This window comes from Actinacidiphila glaucinigra (assembly GCF_035918135.1).
Lineage (GTDB): Bacteria > Actinomycetota > Actinomycetes > Streptomycetales > Streptomycetaceae > Actinacidiphila > Actinacidiphila glaucinigra.
The window spans coordinates 5,332,095-5,347,105 of sequence record NZ_CP109144.1 but is presented as its reverse complement, the minus strand read 5'-3'; the positions used below and the strand labels follow the sequence as shown (position 1 = coordinate 5,347,105).

Below are 15,011 nucleotides of genomic sequence, written 5' to 3'. Positions count from 1 at the left end.
TCCCCGCCGCCGACCACGAGCCACGACCGAGAGACAACCCCTGACATGTTCCGTACCGCCCTGCGCAACGTGCTCGCGCACAAGGCCCGGCTGATGATGACCGTGCTCGCCGTGATGCTCGGCGTCTCCTTCGTCTCCGGCACCCTGGTGTTCACCGACACCATCGGCAGTGCCCTCCGCAAGGCTTCCGCCAGGAGCTACTCCGACGTCTCGGTCGCCGTCACCTACGGGGACGTCGACCATCCGCTCCCGCAGCGGCTGGTGGACGAGATCGGCCGCCTGCCCGGCGCCGAGTCCACCACCGCGACGGTGACCGGCTTCACCGCGATCGCCGACAAGGAGGGCCGGCTGGTCGGCGACGGCTGGTCCACCCGCGGCGGCAACTACACGGGAGCGTCCCGCTATCCGATGCTGGAGGGCCGCGCCCCGCACGGCTCCTCCGAGGTCGCGCTGGACTCCAGGACCTCCGAGCGGACGGGCTACACCGTCGGCGACACCCTGCGGATGTCCATCGACGGCCCGGTGATGCGGCAGAAGGTGACCGGCGTCTTCCGCACGGACGACGGCAACGTCGCGGCGGGCGGCAGCCTGGTGCTCTTCGAGACCGCCACGGCCCAGAAGCTCTTCGGCAAGCCCGGCACCTACGAGGAGATCGACGTCAAAGCGGCCCCCGGCACCGCGCAGGCCACGCTGAAGGCCGGGATCGAGAAGCTGCTGCCGCGCTACGCCAAGGACGCCTCCGCGACCACCGGCCAGAACCTCGCGGACGAGGAGGCGCGGCGGATCGCCTCGGACCTCAGCAGCTTCAACACCGCCCTGCTCAGCTTCGCCGGCATCGCGCTCTTCGTGGGCATCTTCATCATCGCCAACACCTTCACGATGCTGGTCGCACAGCGCACCAAGGAGCTCGCACTGCTGCGGGCGGTGGGCGCCAGCCGCCGGCAGGTGACCCGGTCGGTGCTGGTGGAGGCCCTCGTCGTGGGGGTGGTGGCCGGTGCCACCGGGTTCCTGCTGGGCATCGGCATCGCGGCCGTGATGCGGGCGGTGCTCGCCTCGGCCGGCGCGCTCCTGCCCGACGGCGCCCTGGCCGTGCAGCCCGGCACGGCGGGGGCGGCGCTCGCGGTCGGTGTGGGCGTCACCGTGCTCGCCGCCTGGCTGCCGGCCCGCCGGGCCGCGAAGATCCCGCCGGTCGCGGCGATGAGCAGTGTGCACGCTCCGTCCACCGTCAAGGGCCTGCTCCTGCGCAACACGCTCGGCGCGCTGCTGTCGGCGGCCGGTGTCGTCCTGGTGGTCGCCGGCTCGGGGATGAAGGACAACGGCAACATGGTCCTGGGCGGCGGCGCCGGGCTGCTGCTCATCGGCGTCTTCGTCCTCACTCCGCTGCTGTCCCGGCCGGTGGTCGCCGCGGCCGCGCCGCTGCTGCGGCCCTTCGGGGTCACGGGCAAGCTCGCCCGGCAGAACTCGGTGCGCAACCCGCGGCGCACCGCCGCCACCGCCTCCGCGCTGATGATCGGTCTCACCCTGATCACCGCCCTGACGGTCGTGGCCATCTCGGTGAAGACGACGGTGGACGAACTGGCGGCCGCCCATCTGAAAGCCGACTACCAGATCACCATGGCCACCGGCCAGAACCTCTCCCCCAAGGTGGCCGAGAAGGTCGCCGGCACCGACGGCGTCAGCGACTCCAGCGCGGTGCGCGACGCGCACACCGAGCTGGACGGCGAGGACGCGTGGGTCACCGGCGTGGACGCGCCGCAGATCGGCCGGTTGCTCGCCCTGGACTTCGGCCAGGGCTCGCTGGCCGCGGTGCACGGCGACTCCATGGTCGTGGACTCCGACACCGCGAAGCGGCGCGGCTGGCACGCCGGGCAGAGCCTGCCGGTGCGCTACGACGACGGCACCAAGGGGCGGTTGACGATCGGCGGCGTCTTCGAGGGCGGCGACCTCATCAACGGCGTGATCATGGACAACGCCACGGTGACCCCGCACACCCCCGAGGCCGGGGACATGCGCATCCTGGTGAGGACGGCCGGTGGCGCCTCCGAGGCCCGCCAGGACGCGCTGGTGAAGGCACTCGGCGAGAACCCGGTGATCAAGATCCAGGACAAGGCGGCCATCTCCCGCGAGCTCAGCTCCACGATCGACCTGATGCTGAACATCCTCTACGGGCTGCTCGCGATGGCCGTGCTGGTGGCGGTGCTGGGCGTGATCAACACGCTGGCGATGTCGGTCTTCGAGCGCAAGCACGAGATCGGCATGCTGAGGGCGATCGGCCTGGACCGTGCAGCGGTCAAGCGGATGATCCGGCTGGAGTCCCTGGTCATCTCGCTCTTCGGCGCGGTGCTCGGCCTGGGCCTCGGGGTCTTCCTCGCTTGGGCCGTCGGCGGGCTGATCAGGCCCGACCTGCCGAGCTACGCGATGGTGCTGCCCTGGGACCGGATCGGGGTGTTCCTGGCGATCGCCGCCCTGGTGGGCGTCCTGGCCGCGCTGTGGCCGGCCCGGCGGGCGGCCCGGCTGAACGTGCTGGAGGCCATCAAGGCCGAGTAGCAGGGCGACGGGAAGCGCCCTCGGGGCGGGGGCCGGACGGTCCCCGCCCCGAGGTGCGTCAGGCCTGCCGGCCCGGGCCCAGCCAGTCGGCCCGGGTACGGGGCATCCCGGAACCGCCGTCCTTGTCCGGGCGGACGGCGAGGACCTGGTTGACGCCGATGCGGTTCTGCTCGAAGGAGAGCGCGGAGGCCGCCATGTAGAGCCGCCAGACGCGGGCGCGGCCGGCGCCGGCGAGGCGGACGGCCTCGGGCCAGCGGGCCTCCAGGTTGACGACCCACTGCCGCAGGGTCAGGGCGTAGTGCTCGCGGATCGCCTCCACGTCCCGTACCTCGAGCCCGGCCTCCTCCAGCCGGGAGACCGTGGAGCCGACCGGGGCCAGCTCGCCGTCGGGGAAGACGTACCGGTCGATGAACTCGTCGACGTGGTAGGCCTCCTCGTCCGCCCAGGGGCGGCGGCCGATCTGGTGGTTGAGCAGCCGCCCGCCGGGCCGCAGCAGCCCGTGCAGCACCCCGGCGTACTGCCGGTAGCGCTCGCGGCCCACGTGCTCGGCCATGCCGATCGAGGAGATAGCGTCGTACGGCCCGTCGTCGACCGCCCGGTAGTCCTGCACGCGGATCTCGATCCGGTCGGCAAGGCCGGCGTCGGCGACCCGCTTGCGCGCGTAGGAGGCCTGCTCGGTGGAGAGCGTGACGCCGGTGGCGCGGACGCCGTAGTGCTCGGCGGCGTGCAGCACCATGGAGCCCCAGCCGCAGCCGACGTCCAGCAGCCTTTGCCCGGGCTGCAGTTCCAGCTTGCGGCAGATGAGGTCCAGCTTGGCCCGCTGCGCGTCCTCCAGGGTCGCGTCCGGCCCCTCCCAGTAGGCGCAGGAGTAGACCATGGACGGGCCGAGCACCAGCTCGTAGAAGTCGTTGCCGACGTCGTAGTGGTGGCTGATCGCCTGCCGGTCGCGGATCGGGCTGTGCAGCACGCCGGAGCGTCTGCGGACCTCCTCCGGCGGCGGGGGCGGCGGCAGTCCGGGGCCGGCGAGGGCGAGCGCCTCGCGGGCCAGCCGGTAGGTCTCGGGATCCCGCGCGATGCCGAGCAGACGGCGCGGTGAGGTCCCGCCGTCCTCGGCGGGGCGGTCCCAGACCAGCCCGGAGAGCCGGTCCAGCGCCTCGTACAGGTCGCCGTCGACGTCGAGTTCACCGGCCACCCAGGCGCGGACCAGGCCGAGTTCGCCGGGCTTCCACAGCAGCCGGCGCAGCGCCCTGCGGTGCCGTACGACCAGGGTCGGGGCGTCGGGCGGTCCGGTCTCGCTGCCGTCCCACGCGCGAATGCGCAACGGGACGGGGACGCCGAGCGCCTGCTCGGCGAGGGCGGTCAGTCGTCCGGCCGCATCGGCCATGGCGCGTACCTCCGTGCCTCCATGAAGACGGGTCCACTGGGCTGGGAAACGGATGCGGGATACACCGACATTCCCGCACTACCGCTTCTTTACCTCTACCCATCTCATGTCCTGTGCCCCGGGGCCAGGGACACGGGCACGACGAAGGGCGCCCGCCCCACGGATGGCGGACGCCCTTCGGCCGTACTGCTACCTGATCAGGCCTTGGCCTTGGCCTTGACGGCCTCGGCGGTGACCGCCGCGGCCGGGACCGGCTTGGCGGCCTCGTAGAACTCCTCGCGGGGGTTCTCGATGGCGCCGAGCGAGACGACCTCGCGCTTGAGGAACACCGCCAGCGTCCAGTCCGCGAGGACCCGGATCTTGCGGTTGAAGGTCGGGACCGCCATGCCGTGGTAGCCACGGTGCATGTACCAGGCCAGGCGGCCCTTGAACTTCAGCTTCATCTTGCCGAAGCGGACCAGGGCGACGCCCTTGTGCAGGCCGAGGCCGGCGACGGCGCCCTTGTTGGCGTGCTTGTACGGCTTCTGCGGGAAGCCGCGCATGCCCGACACCACGTTGTCGCCGAGCACCTTGGCCTGGCGCAGCGCGTGCTGGGCGTTCGGCGGGCACCAGGCGCCGGGACCGGAGGCCAGGTCGGGGACCTGGGCGTTGTCACCGGCGGACCAGATGTAGTCCGTGCCCTGGACCTGGAGCGTCGCGGCGGTGTCCACGTGGCCGCGCGGGCCGAGCGGGAGACCGTACCTGGCGAGCGCCGGGTTGGGCTTGACGCCCGCGGTCCACACGATGGTGGAGGCGTCGACCTCCAGGCCGTTGGCGAGCACCACGTGCTTGTCGACGCAGGAGGTCATGGAGGTGCTGAGGTAGACCTCGACGCCGCGCTCGCGCAGGTGCTCCAGACCCCAGGTGCCCAGCTCGGGACCGACCTCGGGGAGGATCTTGTCGGCGGCGTCGACGAGGATGAAGCGCATGTCCTCGCGCTTGACGTTGGTGTAGTACTTGGCCGCGTCGCGGGCCATGTCCTCGACCTCGCCGATCGTCTCGGCGCCGGCGAAGCCGCCGCCGACGAAGACGAAGGTGAGCGCCTTGCGGCGGACGTCCTCGTCGGTGGTGGAGTCGGCCTTGTCGAGCTGCTCCAGCACGTGGTTGCGCAGGCCGATGGCCTCCTCGACACCCTTCATGCCGATGCCGTGCTCCGCGAGACCCGGGATCGGGAAGGTGCGGGAGACGGCGCCGAGCGCGATCACCAGGTAGTCGAAGGGCAGTTCGTAGGTCTCGCCCACCAGCGGCTCGACGACCGCGACCTTGCGGTCCTGGTCGATGGTGGTGACCCGGCCGGTGAGGACCTCCGCCTTGGGGAGCACGCGGCGCAGCGGCACCACGACGTGGCGGGGGGAGATGCTGCCGGCGGCGGCCTCCGGCAGGAAAGGCTGGTACGTCATGTACGAGCGCGGGTCGACGACGGTGACCGTCGCTTCCGCGTAACGCATCTTCTTGAGGATGCGCCGCGCCGCGTACAGGCCGACGTACCCTCCGCCTACTACGAGGATCCTGGGACGCTCCGTGGTGCTCATGCTTCGAGTATTCACCACCCCCGAGGGGGTACCTCGTGAGCCCCTTCACAAGGTTTGCGGTGCCCTCTGCTACACTGCGCCGCTTCGTGATCAGGGCCACAGCACCCGGGGGGAACCCGCGGGGCCCTGCGGGCGTTGAGCGCCCCCTCCGACCAGCGGCGATCGGCATCCGGGGGTGCCCCGCCACCTCCCCGCAACACAGCCGAAACACCGGTGTACCAAGGGCTTTGGGGGCCCCGGGGTGCCCCGGCCCCGGAAAGTTGGGCCGTCCGGCGGGAACTTTCATGTGAAGAAATTCACGAACTTTTCGGGGCGGGCGTGTCACGACCGCCCCGAAGGCCCGCTCAGATGGAAAATGCCCTGCTCAGGCGATGCTCCAAGCGATCCCGTCGAGGATGTCGTGCTCCGAGACCACGACCTCCCGGGCGCCCGTCCGCTCCATGATCCGCAGCAGGACCAGAGCCCCGGCGCCGATCACGTCGACCCGTCCCGGGTGCATCACCGGGATCGCGGCGCGCTCGGCGTGGGTGGCGGCCAGCAGGCGGGCGCTGATCTCGCGCACCGTCTCGACCGGGATGCGGGAGTGGTGGATGGCGGCCCAGTCGTACTCGGGCAGGTCCAGAGCGATCGCCGCGACCGTGGTGACGGAACCGGCCAGCCCGACGAGGGTGCGGGCCTCGCGCAGCGGGACGGTCCGCTCGGCGAGGTCGAGGGCGGCGTCGATGTCCCGCGTCATGGCGGCGATCTGACGGGCGGTGGGCGGGTCGGTGACCACGCCGTCGCGGACCAGGTGCCGCTCGGTCATCCGCACGCAGCCGACGTCGACCGAACGCGCGGCCCTGACGCGGTCGTCGCCGACGACGAACTCGGTGGAGCCGCCACCGATGTCCACGACCAGGAAGGGGCGTTCGAGGTCCGTCCGCCCGGTCAGCTCCTTGGTGGCCCCGGTGAAGGAGAACTCCGCCTCCTGGTCGCCGGTGATCACCTCGGGCTCGACGCCGAGGATGTCCACCACCCCGCGCACGAAGTCGTCGCGGTTGGCGGCGTCACGCGAGGCGGAGGTCGCCACGAAGCGGACCTCGCGCGCGCCCAGCTCCCCGATCACGCCCGCGTACTCACGGCAGGCCGCGAAGGTGCGCTCCAGGGCCTCGGGGGCGAGCCGGCCGGTACGGTCCACGTCCTGTCCGAGCCGGACGATGGTCATCCGGCGGTCCAGATCCTTGATCTCACCGGTCGCGGGGTCAGCGTCCGCGACGAGCAGGCGGATGGAATTGGTACCGCAGTCGACGGCGGCGACCCGGGTCACAGGTCCTCGCCCTCCTGCTGCGCGGCACCGCCGCAGGGGCTCACGCACGGGCCCTTGCGCCACCACTCGGGCAGCATCGCGATCGTCTCGTCGCCCAGCGGGTTCACCCCGGGGCCGGCCGCGAGGGAGTGGCCGACCAGGACGTGCAGGCACTTGACCCGGTCCGGCATGCCGCCGGCGCTGGGGAAGCCCTCCAGGACCTCGATGGCGTCCCGGCGGGCGATGTAGTCCTCGTGCGCGGCGCGGTAGGCGGCAGCCAGTTCCTCGTCCTCGGCGAGGCGGGCCGTCATCTCCTTCATTACGCCCTCGGCCTCGAGGGTGCCGATCGCCGAGGCGGCGCGCGGGCAGGTCAGGTAGTACAGCGTCGGGAACGGCGTCCCGTCCTCCAGGCGCGGCGCCGTCTCCACCACGTCGGGGTTGCCGCAGGGGCAGCGGTGCGCGATGGCCCGCAGGCCGCGCGGCGGTCGGCCGAGCTGCTCCTTGAAGGCGGCGATGTCCGCCTCGGTGGGCGGGGCGTGCTCGGTCTGCGGCGGGGGCTTTTCCATGCCTGGGCGTGTCTCTTTCGGGGCTCGCGTCAACGGTGTGCTGCGGCGGCGGCGTCCGCGTGGTCGACGCCGTCCCACAGGTTGGCGTACCAGGGGCGACGGGCGGCGCTGTCGCTGTGGCGGGAGCCGGAGCCCTCGGGGGCCGCGGCCCCGCTGGGCTCCACCACCGTATACGCCGTCTCGCCCGGCAGTACGTAGTGCAGCCGGGCCCGGGCCTGCGCCTTGACGTACTCCGGGTCCTGCCAGCGGGCCTTCTCCTCCCGCAGTTCGTCCACCCGCTTGCGTGCCTGCTCGGCCTGCTTGCGCTGGTCGGCGATCTGCGAGCGCTGCGCGACGTACTGGCGCATGGGGTAGGCCAGGGCCACGACCAGGGCGCAGACGACCAGCGCCAGCAGCGCGGCCCGGCCGGTCAGCCGGTTGCGGCCGCGGGGCAGCGAGGGCCGCGGGCGGCCGGCCGCGCGGTAGACGCGGGCCTGCGCCTGTGCCCCGAGGGCACGGATGCGCGTCGCGGTGGAGAAGCGATCCGGCACGTGCACCTCCGGTGGGGGTTCGGGTGGCCCTTGCCTGCGCACGGTGCCGCCCGCCGCGCTTGCGGCGGGCGGCACCGGACGGCCGGTCTCAGCCCTTGAAGCGGGGGAACGCGGAGCGGCCGGCGTACACCGCGGCGTCGTCGAGGATCTCCTCGATGCGCAGCAGCTGGTTGTACTTGGCGACGCGCTCGCTGCGCGCGGGGGCGCCGGTCTTGATCTGGCCGCAGTTGGTGGCGACGGCGAGGTCGGCGATGGTGACGTCCTCGGTCTCGCCGGAGCGGTGCGACATCATGCACTTGTAGCCGTTGCGCTGGGCCAGCTCGACCGCGTCGAGGGTCTCGGTCAGGGAGCCGATCTGGTTGACCTTGACCAGCAGCGCGTTGGCGGTGCCGCTGTCGATGCCGCGCTGCAGCCGCTCGGGGTTGGTGACGAACAGGTCGTCGCCGACCAGCTGGACCTTGTCACCGAGCTGCTCGGTGATCGTCTTCCAGCCGTCCCAGTCCTCCTCGTTCAGCGGGTCCTCGATGGAGACCAGCGGGTACGCCTCGACCAGCTCGGCGTAGTACGCGGTCATCTCGGCCGCCGACAGGGACTTGCCCTCGAAGGAGTACCCGCCGTCCTTGTAGAACTCGGAGGCGGCCACGTCGAGCGCGAGCGCGATGTCCTGGCCGGGCTGGTAGCCGGCCTTCTTGATGGCCTCGACGATCAGGTCGAGGGCGTCGCGGTTGCTCGGCAGGTTCGGGGCGAAGCCGCCCTCGTCGCCGAGGCCGGTGGACAGGCCGCGCTCCTTCAGGACCGCCTTGAGGGTGTGGTAGACCTCGGCGCCCCAGCGCAGGGCCTCCGAGAAGGACTCCGCGCCTACGGGTGCGATCATGAACTCCTGGATGTCCACGTTGGAGTCGGCGTGCGAGCCGCCGTTCAGGATGTTCATCATCGGGACCGGCAGCACGTGGGCGTTCGGGCCGCCCAGGTAGCGGAAGAGCGGCAGGTCGGAGGCCTCGGAGGCGGCGTGGGCCACGGCGAGCGAGACGCCGAGGATGGCGTTGGCGCCGAGCGAGGACTTGTCCGGGGTGGCGTCCAGGTCGAACATCGCCTGGTCGATCAGGCGCTGCTCGGTCGCGTCGTAGCCGACCAGCTCGGGGCCGATCTGCTCGATGACGGCCAGCACGGCCTTCTCCACACCCTTGCCCAGGTAACGGCTCTTGTCGCCGTCACGGAGCTCGAGGGCCTCGAACGCACCGGTGGAAGCACCGGAGGGGACGGCTGCACGGCCCGTGCTGCCGTCGTCGAGGCCGACCTCGACCTCGACGGTGGGGTTGCCTCGCGAGTCGAGGATTTCCCGGGCTACGACGACGTCGATGGACGGCACGTGGGTCTCCTTCTGGATGTCTCTTCGTTTCGGCATGAGCCTAACCGACCCGAAAAGCCCCGGCCGGGCACGCTCGGGGGATGGACACGCCCGTGCTCGGAACGGAGGAGAAAGTTCAGCCCGATGTCAGCCCTCGTCCGCCGGGCGGGGGTGGACACCCGGCCCGGCGGCGCGCGGGCGGCTCAGCGGCCGAGGTCCAGGTACGAACCGGGGCTGATCGCGTTCGGGTCGTCGCCGATGACGTCGCGGTTGGCGTCGTACAGGCCGCGCCAGCCGCCCGTCACGTCCTGCTCCATCGCGATCTCGCAGAGCGAGTCGCCCTCCTGCACCAGGTAGCGCTTGCCGGTGGTGCTCTTGGCGCTCGCGTCGTTGTCCCGGCCGGCGTCGGCCTTCTTGGTCCCCGCGCGCGTGTCGGTGGCGAGCGGGATGACGCCCCAGGCGGCCTCGCCCTCCACGAAGTGGGCCGGCAGGCCGGCGGGGCCGTGCCCGCGGGTCCCGGCGGAACCCGTGGTGTCCCCGGTGGCGGGGCCGTCGGTGGCGGTGCCGTCGGTGGCGGTGCCGGCCTCCGGCTTGCGGTGCTTGCCGGTGCCCTTGCCCTCGCCCTTGTCGCCGGCGGAGGGGGTCGCGGAGTCGGCGCCCTTGCTCGGGTCGGCGTCCGGGGTGGCGGTGGTGTCGTCGCCGGTGCCCGGGGTGGTGGTGCCGGTGGTGTCGTCGCCGGAGGTGGCGCCGTCGGTGTCCTCGTCGCCGGAGCCGGTGGAGTCGCCCGATCCCTGGCCGTCCTGGCCGTGGCCGCCGTGCAGCAGGTCGTCGAGGGCGTCGGTGAGCCCCGAGGAGTCGGCGCAACCCGACCAGGCGTCCGGGCCGAGCTCGGCGAGGATCTTCTCGGCCACGGATATCTGCTCGTTGCGGCTGGCGAGGTCAGGACGCTCGGCGTACTGCTCGCCGCCGTACTGCTGCCAGGTCTCCTCGGTGATCTGCAGACCGCCGAAGAACCCGTTGCCGGTGTTCGAGCTCCACAGACCGCCGCTCTCGCACATGGCGACGGCGTTCCACGTGCTGCCGGCGTCCGCGGCACTGGCGCCGCTCGCTGCGAAGAGGGGGAGCGTGAGGCCCGCCCCGGTCGCCGCTACCGCGACCATTGCGGTCGGGGCCTGACGCGGCTTGCGGTGTCGGCCGTTCCCGGACTTCAGCATGCGCCATCGCCTTTCACATTCGAATACTGCGATGGCGCCAGACCGTAGCCGCCTTGGCCCATGCATCACAAGTCGATGTCTCACGGATCACGCCAAGATCACGTTCTGACGTCACGTCAGTCACTATCCGGCGTGAACGCGACCGGCAGGGTGCGCAGACCGCGCATGATCAGTCCGCCCCGCCACCTCAACTCGGCTGGATCTGCGGCCAGTCGGAGGTCCGGCAGCCGGGTCAGCAGGGTCGCCAGAGCGGCCTGCGCCTCGAGTCTTGCGAGCGGCGCGCCGAGGCAGTAATGGATGCCGTGTCCGTAGCCGAGGTGCTGGTTGTCGCGGCGCGACAGGTCCAGGGCGTCCGGGTCGGTGAAGCGGTCCGGATCGCGGTCGGCGGCCGCCAGGACGACGAGCACCGGGTCGCCGGTGGCCACGGACTGCCCGCCGACGGTGAGCGGTTCGGTGGCGAAGCGCCAGGTCGCCAGTTCCACCGGGCCGTCGTAGCGCAGCAGTTCCTCGACGGCGGTGCCGAGCAGTTCGCGCTCGCCGCGGGCGAGGGAGTCCTGGAGCCGCCGCCGCTGCTCGGGGTGGCGCAGCAGCGTGTAGGTGCCGTTGCCGATGAGGTTGACGGTCGTCTCGAAGCCCGCGAAGAGCAGGATGAAGGCCATCGCGGCGGCCTCGTTCTCGGTGAGGTGCTCACCGTGGTCGCTCGCCCGGATCAGCCCCGAGATCAGGTCGTCGCCGAGCTCCGAGCGCTTGCGTTGGATCAGTTCCAGCAGGTAGGCGCGCATCTTCTTCACCGAACGCGCCACTCCCCCGCGCGGCCCGCCGCCGTGCCGGATCATCATGCCCGCCCAGTCGCGGAAGTCGTCCTGGTCCTCGGCGGGGACGCCCAGCAGGTCGCAGATGGCGTAGATCGGCAGCGGGAACGCGAACTCATGGATGAGATCCGCCTCGCCCTTGGCGGCGAAACCGTCGATCAGCCGGTCGGTGAGCTCCTGCACCCGCGGCGCGAACCCGGCCACCCGGCGCGGGGTGAAGGCCTTGGAGACCAGCCTCCGCAGCCGGGTGTGGTCGGGCGGATCGATGTTGAGCAGGTGCGTCATGAGGTCGGCGCTGCGCTCACCCGGAATACCCACCTTCCCCTTGGCGTGGGCGTGTTCGGAGTGGTGGACGGGGTTCTTGCTGAGCCGCGCGTCGGCCAGCGCCTGCTTGGCGTCCGCGTACCGGGTGACCAGCCAGGCCTCCACCCCGCTGGGCAGGGTCGTGCGGTGCACCGGGGAGTGCTCGCGCAGCCAGGCGTACGCGGGGTACGGATCGGTCGCGAACTGCCAGGTGAACAGTTCGGGGGCGGCCGGGATGCCGGGGTCGGGGGTCACACTGTCATGCACCCCATGACGTTAGCCGGTCGCGGCTGAGCCGGTCGGCGAGCCTGGTCGTCTCCGGGAGGCGGTAGGCGGGGGCGAGGGCGAGCACATGACGGCAGGCGGTGTCCAGGTCGACGCCGTGGCCGGTCGAGACGTAGACCGGCTTCACCCCGCTCCGGGTGCGCAGCACCCGGCCCACCGTCTCCCCCGCGTCCACCAGCGGCGCGCTCGATCCCCGGGCGTCACCGAGCGCGGCCGGGTCCCAGGTGCCGACGAACGGCGTCTTCGCCACTCCCGCGGCCGGCAGGCCGGTGACCACCCCGAGGTGGCAGGCGAGCCCGAAGCGGCGCGGGTGCGCCAGGCCCTGGCCGTCGCAGAGCAGCAGGTCGGGTGTGACGGAGAGCTTCTCCAGCGCGTCGATCAGCACGGGGAGTTCGCGGAAGGCGAAGAGCCCGGGCACGTACGGGAAACCGGCCCGGGCGGTGGCCGTGACCTGCTCGACCGGGGCCAGCGTCGCGGTGTCGAGCACGACGACGGCGGCGGCGACGGTGTCGCCCTCGGCACCGTGACCGCCGCCGTAGGCGACGTCCAGTCCGGCCACGTACCGCGGCCGCTGCGGGCCGGGGCCGTGGTGGTCCGCCAGCGGGCGGAGCCGGTCCTGCAGGGCCAGGGCCTCCGCCTCGTCGCGCGGCCACGCGTGCGGTACGTCGATGCGCATGGCCGTCAGCCTAGGGCCGCCCGCGGGCGGCGGCCGGGCCCGGGCCCGGCCGCCGCTGGGCCGCCGCTCAGTGCTCTTCCTTGCCGCTCTCCTCCTGGCCCGGCCCGGAACGGGTCGGCGCGCCCCTGGGGACCCCGCCCGACCCGCCCGCGGCGCCCGCCGGACGGCGGGTGCCCTCGGGGCTACGGGTGCCGGGACTGCGCGTGCCGGGACTCGGGGTGCCGGGACTCGGGGTGCCGCCCTCCGGGCTGCTCACGCCGTGGGAGCCCCAGTTGCCGAAGCCCTTGAGGGAGTGCGGGAGGCGCCGGACGCCGTCCTGGGGCCATTCGTCCGGCTCCCGCCATTCGGTGAGCGTGTGCCGCTCGCCGTCCTGGTGGCCGGGCCCGTGGTCGGCCGGGGTCTCCCGGCCGTACTCCTGGCGGGTGTGCCACGCCCCGCCGCGGGGCTGGGGTTTCTGCTCGGGGGGCGGTTCCTTGCCACGGGCCCACATCCCGATCGACACGGCGCCGACCAGGATCCCGACCAGGAAGATGCCCACTACCAACGGCGCGATGCCGACGATGTAGTCGTGCGGCACGGCCAGCTGGATCTGCTCCAGTGCTCGCATATGTCCCATTTACCCGCTGTGCCCCAGACTGACGCACAACAGCGGAAGGAGATGTTCCGCGGCAGGTCAGCCCGTCTTCTCGGCCTCCAGGATCGCGTCGCGGTAGCGGCGCGCGGCGGCGCGCAGCGCGGACTCCGGGTCGATGCCGGCCGCCTGGGCGGCGAGCGCGAGCGCCAGCAGGCGGTCACCGGTGTCGGCGGCGTCCTGGTCCGGCACCGCCACGGACAGGCCCGCCTGACGGGCCCGGGAGCCGAGCTTCGCGGCGAGGGCGAGCGCGGGCTGGCCGAGGGGGATGCCCTCGGTGATCGAGCCGCGCCGCTTCTCCTCCGCCTTGGTGCGCAGCCAATGCTCGCGGACGTCCTCCGCCGTCTCGGCGACGGCGTCGCCGAAGACGTGCGGGTGCCGGTGGATCAGCTTGTCCACGATGGTGGCGGCGACGTCGTCGATCGAGAACGGCTCCTCCGGGTCGTCCTGCGCGATCCGCGCGTGGAAGACGACCTGCAGCAGGACGTCGCCGAGCTCCTCGCGCAGAGCCTCCCGGTCTCCCTCCTCGGCGGCCTCGGCGAGCTCGTAGACCTCCTCGATGCCGTACTTCACCAGTTCCTCGGTGGTACGGACGCTGCTCCAGGGGCACTCGCGGCGGATCCGGTCCATCACCTGCACCAGGTCCAGCAGGCGCGCGCCCGGCAGGTCGTAGGAGCCGGGCAGCAGCTCCAGGTCCGGCATGTGGACCCGGCCGGAGCCGCCGAGCCGGGAGAGTTCGTCGGTGACGGCGCGGTCGCCCTCGCCGCCGGCCAGGTAGACCACGGTGCGCCCGCCCCCGGTGAGGTCGACCAGCTCCCGCCCGGTGGGCGCGGACGGCTCGACGGCGACCCCGGCCTCGCGCAGGTACGGCAGCTGCGGATTCCCCGGGTCGGGACAGACGACCAGATCGGCGGCGCGCAGCAGTTCCCAGGCGGGCCAGGAGAGCAGGCCGGGGGCGATCCGGTGGGTGGTGGTCAGCAGTACCAGGCGGCCCGGGAGGGCGGAGTCATCGGAGTGGTCCACCCGACGAAACTACCTCGCCGCCGAACGGCACCGGGGCCGGGCCCGCGATCGGACCCGGCCCCGGTCACGCTGCGTCCCGGGTCAGGCCCGGGCCTGGCCTAGGCTTGGGCGGAACGGCGGCTGACCTCGGACAGCCACGGGTCCTTGGTGGCGTCCAGGTCGAGCTTGTCGGAGTTCCACTTGCCGTAGCGCGGGTTGACGTCGATGCGCAGGCTCTTCGACGTGTCCCGCAGTACCTTGATCAGCGCCGTCTGGCCCTCGGGGGTCTGCACGTCGGCGCCGTAGTGGGCGGCGACCTTCTGCATCAGCAGGTCGGTGCGGATGCTCTCGTCGATGTCGGCGGGCACCATCGCGTAGGTCTGCAGCAACTGCGCCTCCAGGGCCGCCTTGCCGCCGGCCTGCTGCTCGCTGGCCACCCGGGCGGCCTGGAGCTCGCGCCGGGTGACGGAGACGCCGATGTCGTCGGCCGCCCGCTCGATCACCTCGTTCTGCACCAGCCGGTGCACGACGTTGCGCTGCAGATCGCTGCTGGCCTCGATGAGCTGGGCGGCCTGCGGGGTCTTCTCCTGCGCGGCGCGCACGGCGGCGACCTTCGCCTGGACCGCCTCCACGGTGATCTGCTCGCCGCCCACGACGGCAGCGGCACCCGCGTGCGGTGTGCCGCAGGACGTCAGCAGTGGCGCTGCGAGCAGCACGGCTGCGGCGGCGGTGACGGAGAGCGCAGTCCTGCGGCGGAGCATTTTTGCCTCCCGGCAAGGGATCGAGCGACGGTGCACGAACTGGCAGTGATGCAGTGATCGAGGATATTGAGCGAGGCGCCGGGATATCCAGCACTC

At 72.3% G+C, this 15,011-nt stretch carries 13 protein-coding genes; 1 reads left to right on the top strand and 12 read right to left on the bottom strand.

The window, feature by feature from the left end:
- The first annotated feature begins 45 nt into the window (after window positions 1–45).
- A complete protein-coding gene (locus OIE69_RS24060; RefSeq protein WP_326575501.1) occupies window positions 46–2,547 on the top strand; it encodes an ABC transporter permease in 2,502 nt (833 codons plus the stop codon).
- A gap of 58 nt (window positions 2,548–2,605) precedes the next feature.
- Here the strand turns inward: OIE69_RS24060 and OIE69_RS24055 are convergent, their stop codons facing one another.
- From OIE69_RS24055 to OIE69_RS24000, 12 genes are all read right to left on the bottom strand, one after another.
- Window positions 2,606–3,931, bottom strand: a complete 1,326-nt coding sequence (locus OIE69_RS24055; RefSeq protein ID WP_326575499.1) for a cyclopropane-fatty-acyl-phospholipid synthase family protein — start codon at window positions 3,929–3,931, stop codon at window positions 2,606–2,608.
- A gap of 197 nt (window positions 3,932–4,128) precedes the next feature.
- Window positions 4,129–5,502, bottom strand: coding sequence for an NAD(P)/FAD-dependent oxidoreductase (locus OIE69_RS24050; RefSeq protein WP_326575497.1), 1,374 nt, complete (start codon window positions 5,500–5,502; stop codon window positions 4,129–4,131).
- Window positions 5,503–5,866: 364 nt separating this feature from the next.
- Window positions 5,867–6,808 (bottom strand): Ppx/GppA phosphatase family protein, encoded by a 942-nt coding sequence (locus OIE69_RS24045; protein ID WP_326575495.1) that lies wholly within the window; start codon window positions 6,806–6,808, stop codon window positions 5,867–5,869.
- Entirely contained in the window at window positions 6,805–7,353 is a 549-nt protein-coding gene (locus OIE69_RS24040; RefSeq protein ID WP_326575493.1) for a DUF501 domain-containing protein, read from the bottom strand. Before OIE69_RS24040 ends, OIE69_RS24045 begins: the two co-directional genes overlap by 4 nt.
- Window positions 7,354–7,382: 29 nt before the next feature.
- Window positions 7,383–7,883, bottom strand: coding sequence for an FtsB family cell division protein (locus OIE69_RS24035; protein ID WP_326575491.1), 501 nt, complete (start codon window positions 7,881–7,883; stop codon window positions 7,383–7,385).
- Window positions 7,884–7,971: 88 nt separating this feature from the next.
- Window positions 7,972–9,252: a phosphopyruvate hydratase gene (gene eno / locus OIE69_RS24030; RefSeq protein ID WP_326581391.1), complete on the bottom strand. Its 1,281-nt coding sequence runs from the start codon at window positions 9,250–9,252 to the stop codon at window positions 7,972–7,974.
- 182 nt (window positions 9,253–9,434) lie between these two features.
- On the bottom strand, window positions 9,435–10,445 hold the full coding sequence (locus OIE69_RS24025; protein WP_326575489.1) for a transglycosylase family protein: 1,011 nt from the start codon (window positions 10,443–10,445) through the stop codon (window positions 9,435–9,437).
- A gap of 116 nt (window positions 10,446–10,561) precedes the next feature.
- Window positions 10,562–11,827, bottom strand: coding sequence for a cytochrome P450 family protein (locus OIE69_RS24020; protein ID WP_326575487.1), 1,266 nt, complete (start codon window positions 11,825–11,827; stop codon window positions 10,562–10,564).
- Window positions 11,820–12,521, bottom strand: a complete 702-nt coding sequence (locus tag OIE69_RS24015) for an endonuclease V (RefSeq protein WP_326575485.1) — start codon at window positions 12,519–12,521, stop codon at window positions 11,820–11,822. Before OIE69_RS24015 ends, OIE69_RS24020 begins: the two co-directional genes overlap by 8 nt.
- A gap of 67 nt (window positions 12,522–12,588) precedes the next feature.
- On the bottom strand, window positions 12,589–13,128 hold the full coding sequence (locus OIE69_RS24010) for a DUF6479 family protein (RefSeq protein WP_326575483.1): 540 nt from the start codon (window positions 13,126–13,128) through the stop codon (window positions 12,589–12,591).
- 66 nt (window positions 13,129–13,194) lie between these two features.
- Window positions 13,195–14,175 carry a nucleoside triphosphate pyrophosphohydrolase gene (locus OIE69_RS24005; RefSeq protein WP_326575481.1) on the bottom strand — a complete coding sequence of 327 codons (981 nt, stop codon included), beginning with the start codon at window positions 14,173–14,175 and terminating at the stop codon, window positions 13,195–13,197.
- A 98-nt stretch (window positions 14,176–14,273) separates the two neighbouring features.
- Window positions 14,274–14,915: a SurA N-terminal domain-containing protein gene (locus OIE69_RS24000; protein WP_326575479.1), complete on the bottom strand. Its 642-nt coding sequence runs from the start codon at window positions 14,913–14,915 to the stop codon at window positions 14,274–14,276.
- Window positions 14,916–15,011: the final 96 nt, after the last annotated feature.